Source organism: Bacillus sp. FJAT-50079, assembly GCF_018343515.1.
Classification (GTDB): domain Bacteria; phylum Bacillota; class Bacilli; order Bacillales; family Bacillaceae_C; genus Lederbergia.
The window spans coordinates 227,866-245,120 of record NZ_JAGYPD010000006.1 but is presented as its reverse complement, the minus strand read 5'-3'; the positions used below and the strand labels follow the sequence as shown (position 1 = coordinate 245,120).

The window sequence follows — 17,255 nt, the reverse complement described above, 5'->3', positions numbered from 1 at the left end:
AATTCTACTCAGTCGGAACGAGCATTTTGAATGAGATTACATCCGAACGTAAATCGAATTTTTCCGCACGTATTTGAATGCCATTATTTAATCTCATCTTTTGTAATGCTACGTACACTTCTTTATCATTCGGTTGAATGGTAACCCAGTCTGGCATTTTATATGCATCCTGAATGATTTTCATAATATAGGAAACGGGCAATTTCACCTTTCCAAGCGAAATTGTTTTTTGCTTTAAAATGAGATCCCCGTTCTCAAGCGCCTCTGGTTCGAATGTCATTTTCAGCCTGAGCATTTGTGAAAAAACTTGAATATCTCCATATAGCTCAACTTCATCTGTTAATAAAACTTGATAATTGATCGGCCCATTTAACCCTTCTTTTTCAATATAGTGGGTAATCAACGCATTTAAATCGCTTTTCTCTGTCTGAATAAGAAATTCAGATCCATTTTGTTTCGGTATGCTCTGCTTCGGTATCGGCTCTTGATCAGCTGCAAGAAAGAAAATCAATCCTACCGCTGCTACGAGTAAAATATTGATGGAAAGCAGAGTGATAAAAAGGATCTTCCATTTGTTTCTCTTGTCCATGATTCACACCCTTTAAACAATTCACTTCCTACCTTGCAACATTTGATCCTTCTCCAAATATTCATAAATTCTTTCAGCCATCAATTGATAGCCTCGATTATTCGGATGAAATAAATCACTATAAAGCAGGTTTTCCTCATTATTTTCAAAAATATCCGCAACTGGAATGAAACTTGTGTCGTTAAATTCAGTAACAATTGATTCACTAGTTTTATTCCAATTCATCACAATATCATCCATCTCCTTTATATCGGAAAAATATTTCATAAATGGATTATAAATACCAACAAGTGCGATCCTAGCCTCATTATTATAAGAGCGAATGGTTTCGATGATTTCTTTTAGTCTTTTACTGTACCCTGTTTCGGCCGCAGCAAACTGGCTAACTTCTAAACCAAGCAAGTTCTCTTTAAACACTTGCATCACATCATTGCCACCAATCGTAATGATAACGAGATCAGCTTCCTCAATCGCTTGAACCATTTCTTTCTTTTTTAATCGCGTTAATAATTGGCCGCTTCGATTTCCTTTCACACCATAATTGACAAAGCTAGCAGTCTTAATTCCCTTACTGTCTTCAAGTTCTTCCTTTAAATAAGAAATATACCCACCTAAGTGCTGATCATCGCCGACTCCTTGCGTTAATGAATCACCAACCGAAACGATTGAAATATTTTTTGGGATAAAATCTTCTGGTGGAAATGGTTTTAACAATCCGGTCGTTGTTCTTGGCTTTAATTGAACATTTACATTTGAAGCAGAACAGCTCATTAGCGCTAAAACAAGCAGTAATAACAAAATCATTAGTCGTTTCATTCGCTGTTTTCATCCTTTATTTTAACTTAATTCCAGTATAACATGGGTTAGCGGAAGAGAAAAAACATTTGAGTGAACGCTCTTTATTAATCAGCGTAATACATGAACCCGACTGCACCTCGCCCTGCATGTGTTGCGATCACAGGTGTTGTATAATGAATGTCAATCTTGTCAAATCCTGTTAGTTCCTCGATTTTCGCTTTCATTTTTAGCGCCAACTCGTATCCATCCGCATGGGCGAGCTCAATACGCCTAATTGTTTTGCCTTCGATATCTTGTAATAATTGTTTCATTAAGTATTTAATTGCTTGTGAATGATTCCTTACTCTTGCTGCTGGCGATAGCTCACCATCTTCCAATTTTGCAATTGGCTTAATGTGGAGCAATGAACCGAGCAATGCTTTTCCCTTGCCAATTCTGCCGCCTTTTAATAGATTTTCAAGTGTATCAACGACAATATACAATTTAGTTTCTGTCCGAATTCGTTCAAGTTCCACAGTTATTTCTTTTAGTGATTTACCTAATAAGGAGAGCTGAGCCGCTTTTCTCACTTGAAATCCTAATGCTTTTGAAGTAAAGAAAGAATCAATAATTGTTACGTTCGTATTTGACATTTGTGCAGCTGTTCGAGCTGCATCGACCGTACCACTTAATTTTCCAGACATATGGATGGAAAGAACTTCACTGCCATCCCTACCCAATTCATCAAATAATTTTAGGAATTCACCTACGGCTGGTTGTGAGCTTTTAGGTAGTTCATCTGCCTGTTCCATCTTCTCTATAAAAGCTTCTGGCGAAATATCCACTCTATCAATATATGTTTTACCATCAATGATAATCGATAATGGCACGACATGAATATCTAGTTGGGCAATTTCTTCTTCTGTTAAATCGCAAGTCGAATCTGTTACAATCGTCATTTTTTTCATTTAGTCACGTCCTTATTAGTATCATGTTACATTATACCGATTGAACAATAATAAAGGTAGAAAAGAGCTGTAATTTGCAAAACGTTCATATTCATATTTGCTATCATTGTTTGATCGAGATAAGATGGAAAGAGACAGATAGGAGGCGTGGCATGGAAACAACTTATTATACAGATGGACAGATATACAATTGGAAGGAAGAATTAGCAAATGCGATTACACATGGAATTGGCTTTCTTTTAAGCATTCCAGCATTGGTCGTATTGATCGTTGCAGCTGCACAAAAGGGAGGAGCACTGCAAATCGTCAGCTTTACGATTTTCGGTGTATCGATGCTTTTACTTTATTTATTTTCAACAATGCTCCATAGTTTCAAGCCATCGAAAGTAAAAAATCTATTCGCTATTTTAGACCATTCGGCCATTTATCTGCTTATTGCAGGAACATACACTCCGCTCGTCCTCGTTGCCTTAAACGGGGTACTAGGTTGGACATTATTTGGAATCATTTGGGGATTAGCGTTTGCTGGAATTGCCTTTAAATGCTTTTTAATCAATCGTTTCCGCATCCTTTCCACGATTTTTTATCTCGCGATGGGATGGTTAGTCATTATTGCGATTAAACCACTATATTCAAGTTTAAGTGGTGCTGGATTTGCCTTATTGCTAACAGGAGGCTTGCTTTATTCCGTTGGTGCGATTTTTTATATTTGGCGCAATCTGCCATACTCACATGCGATTTGGCATTTATTCGTTATTGCTGGCAGTGGGTTTATGTACTTTTGTATTTTGTTTTACGTGTAAGTACTTTATTTTATATAGAAATCTCACGAAAATTAAAAGGCAAGTACGGACTACTTGCCTTTTTATATTGCTGATCTGCAGAAGGGTTCCAATTTAAAAAGGTTTATTCTTTTTAATGGAAGATGCGCAATTAGGCTTTGAACTTACGCAATTAATGAAAAAGATACGTAATTACACCTGAAACTTACGCAATTAATCTAAAAGATACGCAATTATCATTTTTGTTAATTTTTCAGAATCAAGACAAATAATTAATCGTACCTACCCTTGTACTCCAAAGTAATTGCATCGTTATCATCCATTGTTGCCTTATATAGAAGAATATTTCCGCCTATCGGTATCGCGGAATGCGAATGAATTTTGATATTTTCCCCCAAGGCAATGGTCCATACTGCTTCTTGATCCCTTTTTAAAACAATCGCAAGTGTGCCATATTGATAAACATGGTCCCAAGTAAACTGCTCGGATTGGCCTTTTACCGTGACCGCAATCCCTTCTGTGTCACTATCAACGGTGACCCCTTCACCTTCCCAGATGCCTTGAATTTCCGGTCCAACATTATAATAGGAGGCACCCCCGCGGTTGCCATAGGTGGCGATAAATTGTTGAATCAAGCCATCTGTCGTTTTATATGTAACAGCAGCGACATCTTTTGCTAACCATTGCACCTTAAATTCGCCAGTTGCCCTAAATGGAAGTGCCTCTTTCGGGCGTGCAAGAATCCCGTAATAGGAACGATAGTATACTGTTTCACCACGAGGTATATTTTCTTTTAATCCAAGAACATGCTTGTAGTCCGGTGAAATACTTGTGATGTTCTTAATTTTTCCATTGCTGTTATAGAGTAGAGTCGCTTGGACAATCACAAAAACAAGGACAATGCTTGCACTGATTATCGTTCCTTTTTTTGACATTCCAAAAAGAAACAAAACAGCAGCCAGAAAGCTTATGATACACAAAATATTGACGATGTAAAATAATCGATTGTCGATATACTCGACTTGAAATTGGCTAGAAACAAGTAAGTAGCCGATTTGTAGGCAAAAAAGGCCAACCGCCAAAACTAGGAACAACCAGCCAATTATTTTATTCCATTTCATCAGGCTGTACCTCCATCGCAAACTCCCAAGTTGCGCCATGATCTGTTGAAATAAATTTACCTTTTACAAGCCCACCGGCATAATCCCCATTTGGGCCTTGATTAACCAATACAGCCAAATGATCGCCTTCCTTTATCGGTGTTTCGGCGATGACAAAGATACGTTTATATTTTTCGGGTATATACATCATTGCTTCATGCCAGGACTTACCGCCATCTTGGGTAACATATAAGTCCGGGGCCTCCGGATTGATCGTGCCATAGGATAAAAATCCAGTTTCCTCATCAACAAACCCGCCCCCCGCAATGAGTCTAGTAATCTCGGAATTAGTTGTTGGCCCCCAATGTTCACCGCCATCATTTGTTACATACACTTGGGAAAATTCTTGGGACATCGTGCGGTCACCAGAAAGAATCGCATAGCCGAAACGATCATTCACAAAATCTATTATTCTAAAACGGACATGTGAAAAAGGATCCGCAATGACAGATTCTTTCCATGTTGCTCCTTGATCCTTTGAATAAATCATCCGGACACTTTCATTTTCCCATTCAGCCCCATCCACATATAAAAACGCAACTACATTTTCCGTTAAAAGATAACTGTCCGTGATTAATTCTTGTTTGTTTCCTTGATATTCCCCGCCGAACAGCTGATCCATTTTAACCGGAACAACCTGCCAATTGGCTCCTTGATCAAAGGAAATGTTCAATTCGTTGTTTTGCAAACTGTATGTCACTTTTTCATTGTTTATCGGGTGTAGCATTTCGGGCTCTTGTTCCTTTTGAATCATTGAATTTTCGCTTATTTGTCCGAATTGTGGTGGCCGCGGCTGTGTTATGGCCGTGGATTTTTGATGATAAAAAATGGTGGCAATCATTAAAACCAGGACCATCACGCCGGAAACACTTAGGATGAATTTTTGCACATAGGAAACCTCCTCTATTCAAAATCCTATCTTACATCATAATTAAGTTGATTAAATATTAACATAACTTGTTAAACAATTTGCATCCGATGGAATTTTACTCGATTGGGAGAAACCTTCAATTACCATCTTTTCAGTTTGAGACTCTCTAATTAACAAAAAAAAACAGGAATGCTTTAACGCTAGAACATTCCTGTTTTTGTAAACGAGGTACTAAGGATATTCCCTTTTCATCTCTGTCTTTCATACACTTGAAACTCATAATCGTACGGATTTTTTTCATCCTTTGGACCTTTTTGATTTGAATCAAGCGTCCATTCATCCCAATTTAATTTAGGGAAATATGTGGTTCCTTCGAACACTTCATCAATCTTTGTTACGTATAATCGATCAACCTCTTCAAGAAATAAAGAAAATATTTCTGAACCACCTGTAATAAAAACTTCTGTATTTTGCGTGCTAATCCACTCGGATAACGCTTCTTTTGAATAGAAAACAAGACAGCCTTCCGTTTGATAATTTTGATCACGCGTTAAAATAATATTTGTTCGGCCTGGTAAAGGTCGTCCAATTGATTCATATGTTTTTCTTCCCATCACTATCGGATGACCCATCGTCGTTTCTTTAAAATATTTTAAATCTGCCGGCAAACGCCATGGCAGGTCATTGTTTTTACCAATTAATCCATTTCTATCTTCCGCCCATAAAAAAGAAATCATACACTTACAGCTCCTTTAATATGTGGATGTGGATCATAATTTTCCAATGTAAAATCTTCAAATGTAAATGCAAATAAGTCTTTAACATCTGGATTGATCCGCATCGTTGGAAGCGAACGCACATCTCGCCCTAACTGAAGTTCCACTTGCTCAATATGATTGCTATAAATATGGGCATCACCAAGTGTATGGACAAATTCACCTGGCTCAAGGCCTGATACTTGGGCCATCATCATTGTTAATAAAGCATAGGAGGCAATATTGAAAGGTACGCCGAGGAAAATATCTGCTGATCTTTGATATAATTGACAAGATAACTTTCCATCAGCTACATAAAATTGAAATAAACAATGGCATGGTGGTAAAGCCATTTTATCAATATCCGCCACATTCCAGGCATTGACGATCATTCTTCTTGAATCAGGGTTATTATTTAGCTGATCAAGCACGATCCGAATTTGATCAATCGTTTGACCATTTGCCCCTTCCCAAGATCTCCACTGTTTCCCGTATACAGGTCCAAGCTCACCGTTTTCATCTGCCCATTCGTTCCATATTCTTACACCATTCTCTTGCAAATACGAAACGTTTGTATCTCCAGCTAAAAACCAAAGCAGTTCATGAATGATTGATTTCGTATGAAGTTTTTTTGTCGTAAGCAATGGGAAACCATCTTGTAAATCAAAGCGCATTTGATAGCCAAATGTGCTAATCGTTCCCGTTCCCGTTCGATCCTCTTTTTTTGTTCCATTTTCAAGTACATGTTGACATAATTTCAAATATTGTTCCATTCCAAACACTTCCTATTCATCTATTTCAGCAAAAAGGGCATACATATGTGGTGCATTCTGTTTTAATTTTGTTCTTGATTCATTAGATAGAAAATAGTATGCAAAGCTTTCAGCAAAAAATTCTTCTTCGTAATCGAGAAAATATTTCTGTTCTGGGAATAAGCTTTTCGCTTCTTTTTCCCAGGCATCCTTCAGTTTTGCGTCCATATCGGGATCACGATACACATAGCGATAAAGGCTATGAGCTACCTCGTGGAATTCAAGATTAACGGACCCATGCCCATTGCCATATTCACTATGACCTATCTTAACATGAACAAGCTTTGATCCACCAATTCCAGGTACGTCATCCCAAACAATCGAATCGGGGTAGCCGCGAGGAACAACTCCTTTTAAATACGATGTATAACGTTGATCGGTTAATTTTCCAGTAAAAAAGACGACCTTAATGTTTTTGTTTTTTAACTCCTGTAAAATCGTTTGTGGCAATTGGTCCAATCTATGAATCATGTTTGTCGCTTCTTCTTCATCAAAATCGCCTTCAGGCAATACGATCATATATTTTAATAATTGCTCGGATTGCAGATGTAATTGTGGAAATAACGGACTTTTATACAAGAGTACTCCATCATATATAGGCCTTGATAAGCCCGTCCCTACAATGACAATCATGATTAAGAGTGGGAATAACGTCCACTTTTTCATTGTTGACTCTTCCTTCATGTTATAAGATTAGTAATATTATTCTATTATAACATGGATTAGAGTCAGCGAGAATTGAAGATAAATAGAAAAACAAGTACGGTTTTTCGCACTTGTTTTCCAGTTAAACAGTTTTCCATTTAGGGGGTGTGTTTTTATCCCAATAAATCGTACCTAATGTGTAATGTGTTTGAAAATGATCGTGGTAAGTATGGTAGTGGAAGTTAAATTGATACCCTTCCAATGGAGGCTTGTCCCTTCTCACATGAAAACGAATAATATCTTTGTTTGTTTCTGCATTATAAATGTGAAAAATTTTCTCGCTTACGCCACCGCTTGGGCTTTCTGTAATCGCTAATTGCGATAACGATTCCTCCGGAAATTGCGCAGCTGTCATCTCAATTGCTGCTTCAATATTTGGTAATACAACATCACGAAATTCTTTTTCAATCACATTCGAAATTTTGGGGCCAAACTTTTCAATTGACTGCCGTTCAGCTTCAATTGTCATCGTTTGGATAAAATCATCCTTCCCGGCTTTTACAACTTCCGTCGGTATTGTCGTCTCAACAGTTGGTTGACTTGCAGTATGCCCGGAAGATTCTCCGCGTTGCTGTGACTTTGCAACACCTTGTTCTTCAGACCAAACTGGATGTGATGGTGTAACAGTACCGAACGTTATAATAGATACTAAAATAATAAGCGATTTCCGAAGCCACTGTTTCATCCGACGACCCCTTCTCCATTAGTCAAATATGATATTTCTATCATATACCTTAATAGACGTAACTACCATAGGTAAAGTTTCATAATTTCAAAAATAGCTTTCATAATTAATTTAGGTATAATATAGATAGTTGAAAAAAGGAGGATGTCTCAATGACTTCAGCATTGATTACAATCGGAATTTTTGTTATGCTCGGTTATTTTGTTTACCTAGCAATCGCAGAATAAAGCAATGGGCAAAAAAGCCCATTGCTTTATTTTCGTCAATTAACAATGTTGCTGAAAAGCATGAGTAAGATTTTCAACAATTTCTTCTACTTCATTATCTTCAATGTCTTCACGCGGAATAAAATGGACAACGTCTTTCCCTTTTAATAAAGCCATTGATGGGGATGACGGCTCATAGCCTTGAAAATACTCGCGCATTTTTGCTGTCGCTTCCCTTTCTTGGCCAGCAAAAACGGTGACGAGGTGGTCTGGCTTTACTTCGCTTGTTGCAACAGCATGGATCGCAGCTGGTCGCGCAAGTCCAGCCGCACAGCCACAGACAGAATTAATAACAACGAGTGTTGTTCCTTCCACCTTCTCTATGAACTGCTCAACCTCCTCTTCTGTTAATAACTCTTGAAAGTTTGCTGCCGTTAATTCTTCTCTCATCGGTTTAACTACTTGCCTCATATATTCTTCATAAGCCATTGACATTGTAAATCCCTCCACATCAATATTAACTTTTTCTCGCTTCTGTCATTTGCTTCCAAACGGAACCTCGCGCTTCTTCTCCACCTTCAATGCGCTCAATCGCCATTTTAATTTGAAGCTGCACTTCAAATTCCGGATCATTTTCCACAGCTTTCAGCGCAGGTAATGCCCGCTCATCTCCGACTTCATATAAGAACATCGCTGCACGCCAGCGAACAATTTTGCTTCGATCATTGAGCGCCTTACACATTTCATCCATCGCTTCTGGAAAACCAAGATCTGATAAACAATCACCAGCCGTCCTTCGAACAGGAACCGTTTTGTCTTTTAACCCAATGTATAAAAGCGGCAAGACTCGTTGATCCTCAATCATACCCAAATAAACGACGGCGAGTCGGCGTATGGAAGACTTTTCATCTGCTAACGCTTTTTCTAATACTGGCAAGTCTTCGATCGTCGGATCATCCATTTGTTCTAAAAGCTGGTAGCGTGTTTTCCAATCTGGATCATCCAATTGCTCAGGTATAAGCTTGATTTTTTTCACTTGTTTTATTTCTCCACCATTAATTGGATTTTTCGCTAGTTCAACGAGTTCTTTTAAACGGTCCTTAGGATAGGCGGCACCTAATTCCTCGACAACGTCTTTCCCTAATTGCTCGAGATCACCGTATCTTACACCAAAATCTTTCCACTTTCGCAATAGTACATAGTTTTCACCTTCAAGTTGAGCCTGCTCTAATGCCTGTAAAAAACGGTCGGGCATCGCGAATCGTTTTTCCTCTGAGCCCGTTAGCAGCTTTACTTGGGTAGGTATATTCTTAAACATTAACACTTGAACATTGACTTCACCGTAATGCTCATCAAACTGATCGGTTGCTACTTCATAATTTTCAACATTTTCACCGAAAGCTTGCCTCACTTGTGGAAGAATTTCTTCCCAACTAAATCGACCATTTCTTTCAATCGCTATAAAGTCGGCAACATGGTAAACACCATTTACACCTTCAATTGCAAGGATGTTTTGAATGATCAATGGAGCACCTTCCGATTGGTCTTTCTTATAATTATTGCTTTTTCCCGCTGGAAGCTCTTCATCCAAATTAATTTTCATCGTATTCGGACTTGGAGTTGGTTCAATTGATATGATCTTCATTAAGCTCCACCTTTCTTCTCAAAAATGGGCATATTCCATCTATATTGTAGCATAGGCGGCTGATCGCCACTATTGTTCCGTACTATTCAACAAATTCAGAGAGGTATGTCCATCTCGCAATCCGTTGCTCTAATTTTTCATTGTTTTTTTCAATTTCTTCCATCAGTCGCTGTGCTTTTTCAAAGTCACTTCCAATCGAGAGAAGCTCCGTGTTTAACTGCTCCACTTTTTCCTCTAGCTCAGCAATATCATCTTCAATTGTTTCCCATTCCATTTTTTCTTTATATGTCATCCGTTTCTTTTTTTCTTGTTCGCTAGAAGGTTTAACAGGTTCCTCGCGCTTCGGTTGTGAAGTTTGACTCGCTTTCTCCGCCTCAACAGTGGACTCTAAGTATTCGGAATACGTTCCGTAATATCGTTCAATGTTTCCCTCATCTTGAAAGACAAGTAATTGCTCAGCCGTTTTGTCTAAGAAATAGCGATCATGAGAAACAGAAATGACAACACCAGGGAACTCTTCAATATAATTCTCCAAAACTGTCAATGTTGTCGTATCTAAATCATTCGTCGGTTCATCAAGTAATAATACATTCGGCTTTTCCATTAGCAGCTTTAGTAAAAATAAGCGACGTTTTTCTCCACCTGATAACTTTTTAATCGGTGTTCCGTGCGTGCTCATCGGAAATAGGAAACGCTCCAACATTTGTGATGCCGAAATTTTGTCCCCATCAGCCGTTTCGATTAATTCTCCTGCCTCACGTATATAAGCAATCATTCGCGTATTTTCATCGGTCATATCGGTCTCTTGCGTGTAATAAGCAATGTTTACCGTTTGACCTGTATGAAATTCCCCGCTATCAATCCGCAATTTTCCAGCTAAAAGATTTAACAATGTCGATTTACCGCTGCCGTTCTTCCCAACAATTCCGTAACGGTCTCCCGGCTTTACAAGCCAATTAAAATCGTGCAATATTTTCCGATTTTCAAATGACTTATTCGCTTCAATAAACTCAAATACTTGCTTGCCAAGCCGTGTCCCTTGCATCGCTAAATCGAGGTTTTCTTTTGCAGGCACATGGCCTAATTCTGATGAGAGCGCATCAAATCGTTGAATTCGCGCTTTCTGCTTCGTTGAGCGCGCTTTCGCACCACGCTTAATCCATGCCAATTCTCTGCGGTATAAATTCCGCCGTTTATCTTCAGCCTGAAGCTCCTGTTCTTCCCTCAATGATTTCGCCTCAATGAAAGCTTCATAATTTCCTGTATAGGAATAGAGATTCCCATTGTCTAGTTCAAACACTCGCGTAGCGATTTGATCGAGAAAATAACGATCATGGGTAATAATCATTACTGCATAATGGTATTTGCTTAAATACGTTTGCAACCATTGAATTGTTTCATAATCAAGATGGTTCGTCGGTTCATCTAAAAGTAATAGATCAGGTGTTTCAATTAGTATTTGTGCAAGGGCTACTCGTTTTTTCTGACCACCGGATAAATGTTTGACTTTTGCAGAAATATCATCAAAGCCGAGCTTCGATAAAATCGTCTTTGCATTTGTACTTGCTTCCCAACCGTTCGTATCATCCATTTGCTTTTGCAGTTGAAAAAGTTTTTGTTGTAATGCTTCATTTTCTGGATCGCTTGTTAATTGGATAAGTGCTTCTTCATGTTCCCTCATTAATTTAATGGATGGTGCATCGCTCTGGAACACCTGCTCAAGAATCGTTAATGTTTCATCGAGCAACGGTTCTTGAGGTAAATAGCCAATTGAATAGTCTTTTGGATGTGTCATTCGCCCTGAATCTAGATCATCAATTCCAGCGATTATTTTCAACAAGCTTGATTTACCCGTTCCGTTAACGCCGATTAAGCCAATTCGTTCTTTTTCCTGGATATGAAAAGTGATATCGTTAAATACCCGCTTATCACCATATGTTTTTGACAGATTTTCAGCTGAAAATATTTTCATATTATTAAACATCCTATTCGCATTTTGTTCATTCAATTATTTATCGACACGCACAAGCAGAAACAATTGCATAAATGTTAATGCCTGCTTTAATTCATTGGCAAGTGGCCCTACTACTGCTTCTGTCACTCCGCGTTTATATACCCCTTTTTCCGCGATTTTCCTCCAGCCATTTTCGCTAGCTAAACGTTCAAACTCCCAAGGCATCATCGTATTGCAAATGGCTTTTTTTCCATATAATCTTGGATAGCTATTCTCTCGCGGTTTGGCAGTCGGGCCTAAAATACCAATGCAGGCATGACCTCCGACTTTTGTGATTCTATGTAATTCATTCAATGCTTCCAGCGGTGACTTTGTCCATTCCAAACAATTAATCGACATGACGCCATCAAAGGTTCCAGCATCATAAGGGATGTTTTGTACATCGGCGGTTTGAAAAGTGAGGTGGTCCTTTTGTTGTCGTTTAGCAATCCGGATCATTTCCTCCGAAAGATCCATCCCAACGACAAGATATCCGTGATCATGTAATAATTTTGAACCGTAGCCATCACCACAACCGATATCAGCGATTTTACTCCCCGCTGAAATATACTTCGTCATAAACGGAATGATTTCCTTCCGACTACCTGTTTCCCACATATTCATACTATTTTGATGCCAATACGCTGCCTTATTATCCCATGAGGTTTTCGCTTGCTCAAGCCATGAACCTTCGCCCATCTATGCCACCTCTTTTCCGCTCTTTTACGTAAAAAAGAACCACGTTAAATGGGTTCTTTATCAGCTGCTTCTTCTTCGTTTTTGATTTGTATTAATTTTAGCCTCTCAATTCGCTCGGGATCTTCCTCAAAATACTCGACGAGATCTCCAATTCTTTCAATCGAATTCCAGCTAAGATGATGTTCAATTCCTTCTACATCATCATATATTTTCTCCTCATTTACACCGATGATTTTTAGAAACTTTTCTAATAAATCATGGCGATCGACAAGTTTTCGTCCAATTTTTTTCCCCTTCGCGGTTAGAACGAGCCCACGATATCTTTCATAAATCAGATAGCTGTCACGATCAAGCTTTTGTACCATCTTTGTGACTGAGGAGGGGTGAACATCTAAAGCTTCCGCAATATCTGACACCCGGGCATACCCCTTGCTCTCGATTAAAAGATATATTTGTTCAATATAATCTTCCATACTTGGAGTTGGCATCCGACCGTCTCCCTCCCCTCAAAATAATCAGCATCTAAAATTTTACTATATCCACTTCCTTTTAACAAGTAAAGGCATGCCCGCCATTTTGCCAAGGGCTTGAAAATTCACTAAAATTAAGCAAATATATTGGCAACAGTCTTGACATTAATAGTATTTAATTGTAAATTGAATGTATCATCTAACTAATTTGGTGATAATATTTTTTCATGGCACAACGTGCTGTAAGATCTAGGAGGAATAAGTAATATGCAAAACGGTAAAGTTAAATGGTTTAATAATGAAAAAGGCTTTGGATTCATCGAAGTTGAAGGTGGAGAAGATGTTTTCGTTCATTTCTCAGCAATTCAATCTGAAGGCTTCAAATCATTAGAAGAAGGCGAAGAAGTTTCTTTCGAAATCGTAGAAGGAAACCGCGGACCTCAAGCTGCTAATGTAACTAAACTATAATATATCTTACGAGGCTGACGCTTTTGCGTTCAGCCTTTTTCTATGTCGCTGCCCAACAATCCTCTTCCTTTTTTTTGAATTTCCGCCCCGACCGTACATTGATGAATACAAAAACGATGGGCGTATGTTTTGCTGTATGTCCTTTTAAAATGTGAACGCAATAAACAATCTTGGCAAAAGTAGGAAACTGTTTCATCAATTTCTTTTAAAATCTTTGAACGTGTCATACATACAACCTTTCCGCCTACTATTCATCGATTTTCGCATGGCTTTGTACTATTGTATTCGCAAGAGCTTGGCTTGCAAGCTTATCTGCTTCCTTATTTTCTTTTCTTGAAATGACTTCATAGCTCGGTTTTATTCCTAATTCCTGTATCTTTGCTTCCATTCGATCTAACCAGCGATTTAAGGCAGGCTCATAGCATGGCCACTCACCTGCCAGCTGCATTAACACCCCTTGTGAATCTCCACGAATCACACATGGCATATGGTGAATATCGATTTCTTCTAATAATAAAAGACCATTATATAATGCCGCATATTCCGCTTCATTATTTGACTCAAGCTCATCAAGCTTTGCATTGAAACGATAACGGTACCTTTCATCGCCTTTTTCATAATAAATGACGACCCCGATTCCGGATACACGTGTCTGCAAATCAAAGCCCCCATCAAAATAGAGCTTCGGATTGCGCGGAGCCAACTCGTTTTTTTGTTTTAATTTCTCGTATTCTTTTCTCGTCCATTCCCGATCCATTTCATCCACAATGATCATCTCACTGCATCTGCCTGTTTTTTGCATGTCAGCCAGTAAGATGTCCACCGCTTTTTCCTCAATCCACTCTGACTCCATTTGAACATGGGCTGTTTTCGGGCCTTTATATACGAATTTTACTTTCATCTTCATCTTGATTAGCACCTCCCAATACCCATTTTCGTTTTCTCTCGTTATAATAGTGGTGGCTTCTGCCATCTTATAGTGCGTGTTCAAAAAGGAGGATAAAAAGGACCAAGAAGTTCGAGGCGGCGTAGCTTTGAGCAGCACAGCGTATGCTTTTAATACGTGAGCAGCGGAAAAGCAAGCCAACGAAGAAATTCGACGTGTCATTTTTACCGGACTTTTTGAACATCCTCTTATTATATGATATTTCCCTTTGTCTATAAAAATTAACCGTTGAAAGAGGTTTTCCTATGGTTGAAGTGTATATTGATGGTGCAAGCGCCGGCGATCCTGGTCCAAGCGGGGCAGGTATTTTTATCAAACACGCCGGCAATGTTTCATCCTATTCGATTCCGCTTGGCATCATGAATAATCATGAAGCTGAATTTTCCGCATTAATTAAAAGCTTGGAAATTTGTAGAGAACAAGGACATTCGATCGTCTCTGTTCGCTCTGATTCCACAGCAGTCGTACATGCAGTAGAAAAAGAATTCGCAAAAAATCCAAAATATCGTATCCTATTAGATCAAGTGCTGACACTTGCAAATGAATTTGAATTATTTTTCATTAAATGGATTCCTTCCAAACAAAATAAACGAGCAGATGAACTGGCAAGGCAGGCGATTCATACAAAGTAAAGGATGCAGGATAATTAATAAGGTTGGACAAGAATATAACTAAAAGGTGCGAATAAATGAAAAAAGTAATCATTGTTATTTTACTTTTGTTAACTTTTTTTGGAACAGTCGAAGTTGTATCGGCTCGTTCAATAAAATCAGTTATGAGTACATTAGAAGTATCTGAGCACCAAGAATTGTCATTAAAACAAGCGATTCAATTGGCTTATCCATCCGCTTTGAAATGGGATAAAAAAGCGCAATTAATATAGACTTGGATAAGCCTGGAATGTCAATAGGAAGCAATGGTAAAAGAAAAAATTGGAATGTGATCTATGGAGTACCTGATACTCATAAGTCATTTTTAATCACGATCCATCATGGAAAAATCGATCAAACAACAGATTTAACCGTGGAAGGTACATCTCCCTATCCCCAAAAAGAGTTTATACAATTGGAGGATATTAACTACGATTCACCTGTTACTTAAAATGGGCAGTATTTATCCAGGCAAGGCTTGGGCAAAGCAAAGACATAGAAACAAATATCACCCTAATGTTGCTAATTGGGTGGAATAGCGACCAAACAAAAATGAAAGCAGTTGGCTTTAATATATTCCGCCCAAGATTTGAATTTTTTGCTATATGACTTTGTTGAGCCGACAGGTGAGCTAGCACAATAACATTGTATGTTTGTGGTAATGAGACATTGGGTTGTACAAAAAAGGATAGATAGAGCATCATTTCTACTGCTCACCTATCCTTTTTAGTCACTCCCTTAAAATATGTGACACTAATATGAATTCAATGTGATAAAGGTTTTTATAAAAGATCCACTGCGTGTCCTTTGTTAGGCTAGCATCCCCAACTTATCGGCTAAATCATACGCTTGTTTTTTTGTTTTAATGTTTTTTCGTATAAAGGTTTCTAATAATGATAAGTAGAAGCTCCCATCAAATCGTTTTTGTGTTTTTAATGTTAATTCGATCGCAATGGAAACAAGGTAATCATCCGAACCTGTCAATTGCTTTCCGAAATAAATAAAAGAAATGGCATCTTCCTTTAACTTAAAGCCCTTATCATCGAGATGCAAAAGAAATGTTCCAAGATTTTTTTGCGCGTTGTACAATGACCTCTGCCCCTTTTAAATACCACTTTCAACTAATCGATTCGTTTCCTCAAACCAATTTGCTTTTACAAGATGATTGCGAACAACTTTCAATCCGTGCTCATCGACAAATGCTTGTGCGCTGTTGGGAAGTCCATTTAACAAAGCTTGTGAAATGTCGAGCGCTAATGAAACATCACATTTAATCTCTGCCAATTGTCGCGAAAGATGAAGCATGTCAAGATCCTCTTCAATTTTCTGTTGTTGTGACTTCGTTAATTTCGTTACGTTAGCGAGTAATATGTCAATATTTTCATATGTTTTAATCAATCGTAAAGCCGTTTTTTCGCCGATTCCTCTTACACCTGGATAGCCGTCGCTCGTATCCCCCATCAATGCTTTTACATCAATGAGCTGTGCGGGCTGAATGTCATATTGTTCAATAAAGCTCTCTTTCGTATAGTTAAGATAATTACCAATTCCCTTTTGAAGCAGCAGCACGTTTACACGCTCATCTACGATTTGCAATAAGTCGCGATCCCCTGTTAACACCGTAATGTTCATTGCATCTTTATATTGGGAACAGAGTGTTCCAATGCAATCATCCGCTTCATACCCTGCAATCCCGATACTCGGGATGCCGAATGCGTCAGTGATCTCTTTTGCCATATCAAATTGAGGGATCATTTCTGTCGGCGGAGCATCTCGATTCGCTTTATAGCCGCTGTAAAGGTCGGTGCGGAACGTTTCACTTCCCATATCCCAGCAAACAGCCACATGAGATGGATTCACATTTTCAAGTGCAGTAAGCAAATGGCGCATATAGCCTTGAACCGCATTCGTTGGAACCCCGTTATGATTAAGCATAAACTGCCTATGAACCGATGTTGCAAAAAAAGCACGAAACAGAAGTGCCATGCCATCGACCAATAATAAATGTTGTTTTTTCATTTTCTATGAACACCTCTTATTTTAGTTCAACTTTATCTATTATAGCATAAGAGAA

The 17,255-nt window shown here is 38.5% G+C and carries 23 protein-coding genes; 5 read left to right on the top strand and 18 right to left on the bottom strand.

Annotated features, from left to right (window positions below):
• Positions 1-4: 4 nt before the first annotated feature.
• The 3 genes from KHA95_RS17395 to KHA95_RS17385 form a co-directional block, all read right to left on the bottom strand.
• Positions 5-589: a YpmS family protein gene (locus KHA95_RS17395; RefSeq protein ID WP_213138827.1), complete on the bottom strand. Its 585-nt coding sequence runs from the start codon at positions 587-589 to the stop codon at positions 5-7.
• A gap of 21 nt (positions 590-610) precedes the next feature.
• Positions 611-1,405, bottom strand: a complete 795-nt coding sequence (locus tag KHA95_RS17390) for an SGNH/GDSL hydrolase family protein (RefSeq protein ID WP_213138826.1) — start codon at positions 1,403-1,405, stop codon at positions 611-613.
• A gap of 86 nt (positions 1,406-1,491) precedes the next feature.
• Positions 1,492-2,334: a DegV family protein gene (locus KHA95_RS17385; protein ID WP_213138825.1), complete on the bottom strand. Its 843-nt coding sequence runs from the start codon at positions 2,332-2,334 to the stop codon at positions 1,492-1,494.
• A 152-nt stretch (positions 2,335-2,486) separates the two neighbouring features.
• Here KHA95_RS17385 and trhA point away from each other — a divergent pair, with 152 nt between their 5' ends.
• The gene (trhA, locus tag KHA95_RS17380; protein WP_213138824.1) at positions 2,487-3,137 is read left to right on the top strand and encodes a PAQR family membrane homeostasis protein TrhA; all 651 of its coding nucleotides are present in this window, start codon (positions 2,487-2,489) and stop codon (positions 3,135-3,137) included.
• A 251-nt stretch (positions 3,138-3,388) separates the two neighbouring features.
• On the opposite strand, the gene KHA95_RS17375 is transcribed toward trhA, so the two are convergent.
• The 11 genes from KHA95_RS17375 to mntR all read right to left on the bottom strand — a co-directional run bounded on the left by KHA95_RS17375 (position 3,389) and on the right by mntR (position 13,135).
• Positions 3,389-4,237 (bottom strand): hypothetical protein, encoded by an 849-nt coding sequence (locus KHA95_RS17375; protein ID WP_213138823.1) that lies wholly within the window; start codon positions 4,235-4,237, stop codon positions 3,389-3,391.
• Complete coding sequence (locus tag KHA95_RS17370; RefSeq protein WP_213138822.1) at positions 4,224-5,165, bottom strand: WD40/YVTN/BNR-like repeat-containing protein; 942 nt, start codon at positions 5,163-5,165, stop codon at positions 4,224-4,226. The genes KHA95_RS17375 and KHA95_RS17370 overlap by 14 nt, the downstream gene beginning before the upstream one ends.
• A 230-nt stretch (positions 5,166-5,395) precedes the next feature.
• Positions 5,396-5,884 (bottom strand): dihydrofolate reductase, encoded by a 489-nt coding sequence (locus KHA95_RS17365; protein WP_213138821.1) that lies wholly within the window; start codon positions 5,882-5,884, stop codon positions 5,396-5,398.
• Entirely contained in the window at positions 5,881-6,675 is a 795-nt protein-coding gene (locus KHA95_RS17360) for a thymidylate synthase (protein ID WP_213138820.1), read from the bottom strand. Before KHA95_RS17360 ends, KHA95_RS17365 begins: the two co-directional genes overlap by 4 nt.
• A gap of 12 nt (positions 6,676-6,687) precedes the next feature.
• A complete protein-coding gene (locus tag KHA95_RS17355; protein ID WP_213138819.1) occupies positions 6,688-7,380 on the bottom strand; it encodes an anthrax toxin lethal factor-related metalloendopeptidase in 693 nt (230 codons plus the stop codon).
• A 121-nt stretch (positions 7,381-7,501) separates the two neighbouring features.
• Complete coding sequence (locus KHA95_RS17350; RefSeq protein ID WP_213138818.1) at positions 7,502-8,104, bottom strand: YpjP family protein; 603 nt, start codon at positions 8,102-8,104, stop codon at positions 7,502-7,504.
• 266 nt (positions 8,105-8,370) lie between these two features.
• Entirely contained in the window at positions 8,371-8,805 is a 435-nt protein-coding gene (locus KHA95_RS17345) for a BrxA/BrxB family bacilliredoxin (protein WP_213138817.1), read from the bottom strand.
• Positions 8,806-8,827: 22 nt separating this feature from the next.
• The gene (locus KHA95_RS17340; protein WP_213138816.1) at positions 8,828-9,955 is read right to left on the bottom strand and encodes a conserved virulence factor C family protein; all 1,128 of its coding nucleotides are present in this window, start codon (positions 9,953-9,955) and stop codon (positions 8,828-8,830) included.
• An 82-nt stretch (positions 9,956-10,037) separates the two neighbouring features.
• Entirely contained in the window at positions 10,038-11,927 is a 1,890-nt protein-coding gene (locus tag KHA95_RS17335) for an ABC-F family ATP-binding cassette domain-containing protein (protein WP_213138815.1), read from the bottom strand.
• Positions 11,928-11,963: 36 nt separating this feature from the next.
• On the bottom strand, positions 11,964-12,647 hold the full coding sequence (locus KHA95_RS17330) for a class I SAM-dependent methyltransferase (RefSeq protein WP_213138814.1): 684 nt from the start codon (positions 12,645-12,647) through the stop codon (positions 11,964-11,966).
• A gap of 44 nt (positions 12,648-12,691) precedes the next feature.
• Positions 12,692-13,135 carry a transcriptional regulator MntR gene (mntR, locus tag KHA95_RS17325; protein ID WP_213138813.1) on the bottom strand — a complete coding sequence of 148 codons (444 nt, stop codon included), beginning with the start codon at positions 13,133-13,135 and terminating at the stop codon, positions 12,692-12,694.
• Positions 13,136-13,384: 249 nt separating this feature from the next.
• Between mntR and cspD the strand changes: the two genes are divergently transcribed.
• Positions 13,385-13,585 carry a cold-shock protein CspD gene (cspD, locus tag KHA95_RS17320; RefSeq protein WP_213138812.1) on the top strand — a complete coding sequence of 67 codons (201 nt, stop codon included), beginning with the start codon at positions 13,385-13,387 and terminating at the stop codon, positions 13,583-13,585.
• A 29-nt stretch (positions 13,586-13,614) separates the two neighbouring features.
• Here the strand turns inward: cspD and KHA95_RS17315 are convergent, their stop codons facing one another.
• Complete coding sequence (locus tag KHA95_RS17315) at positions 13,615-13,812, bottom strand: zinc-finger domain-containing protein (RefSeq protein ID WP_213138811.1); 198 nt, start codon at positions 13,810-13,812, stop codon at positions 13,615-13,617.
• A gap of 20 nt (positions 13,813-13,832) precedes the next feature.
• Positions 13,833-14,492 (bottom strand): reverse transcriptase-like protein, encoded by a 660-nt coding sequence (locus KHA95_RS17310; RefSeq protein WP_213138810.1) that lies wholly within the window; start codon positions 14,490-14,492, stop codon positions 13,833-13,835.
• A 284-nt stretch (positions 14,493-14,776) separates the two neighbouring features.
• Here KHA95_RS17310 and KHA95_RS17305 point away from each other — a divergent pair, with 284 nt between their 5' ends.
• The 3 genes from KHA95_RS17305 to KHA95_RS22980 are packed head-to-tail and all read left to right on the top strand — an operon-like array spanning position 14,777 to position 15,632.
• Positions 14,777-15,163, top strand: coding sequence for a reverse transcriptase-like protein (locus KHA95_RS17305; RefSeq protein WP_213138809.1), 387 nt, complete (start codon positions 14,777-14,779; stop codon positions 15,161-15,163).
• A gap of 56 nt (positions 15,164-15,219) precedes the next feature.
• A complete protein-coding gene (locus tag KHA95_RS22985) occupies positions 15,220-15,414 on the top strand; it encodes a hypothetical protein (RefSeq protein WP_249317032.1) in 195 nt (64 codons plus the stop codon).
• A 17-nt stretch (positions 15,415-15,431) separates the two neighbouring features.
• A complete protein-coding gene (locus KHA95_RS22980) occupies positions 15,432-15,632 on the top strand; it encodes a hypothetical protein (RefSeq protein ID WP_249317030.1) in 201 nt (66 codons plus the stop codon).
• A 359-nt stretch (positions 15,633-15,991) separates the two neighbouring features.
• On the opposite strand, the gene KHA95_RS17295 is transcribed toward KHA95_RS22980, so the two are convergent.
• The gene (locus KHA95_RS17295) at positions 15,992-16,270 is read right to left on the bottom strand and encodes a DUF6123 family protein (protein ID WP_213138808.1); all 279 of its coding nucleotides are present in this window, start codon (positions 16,268-16,270) and stop codon (positions 15,992-15,994) included.
• Between the two features lie 15 nt (positions 16,271-16,285).
• Entirely contained in the window at positions 16,286-17,200 is a 915-nt protein-coding gene (locus tag KHA95_RS17290; RefSeq protein WP_213138807.1) for a 5'-3' exonuclease, read from the bottom strand.
• Between the last annotated feature and the right edge of the window lie 55 nt (positions 17,201-17,255).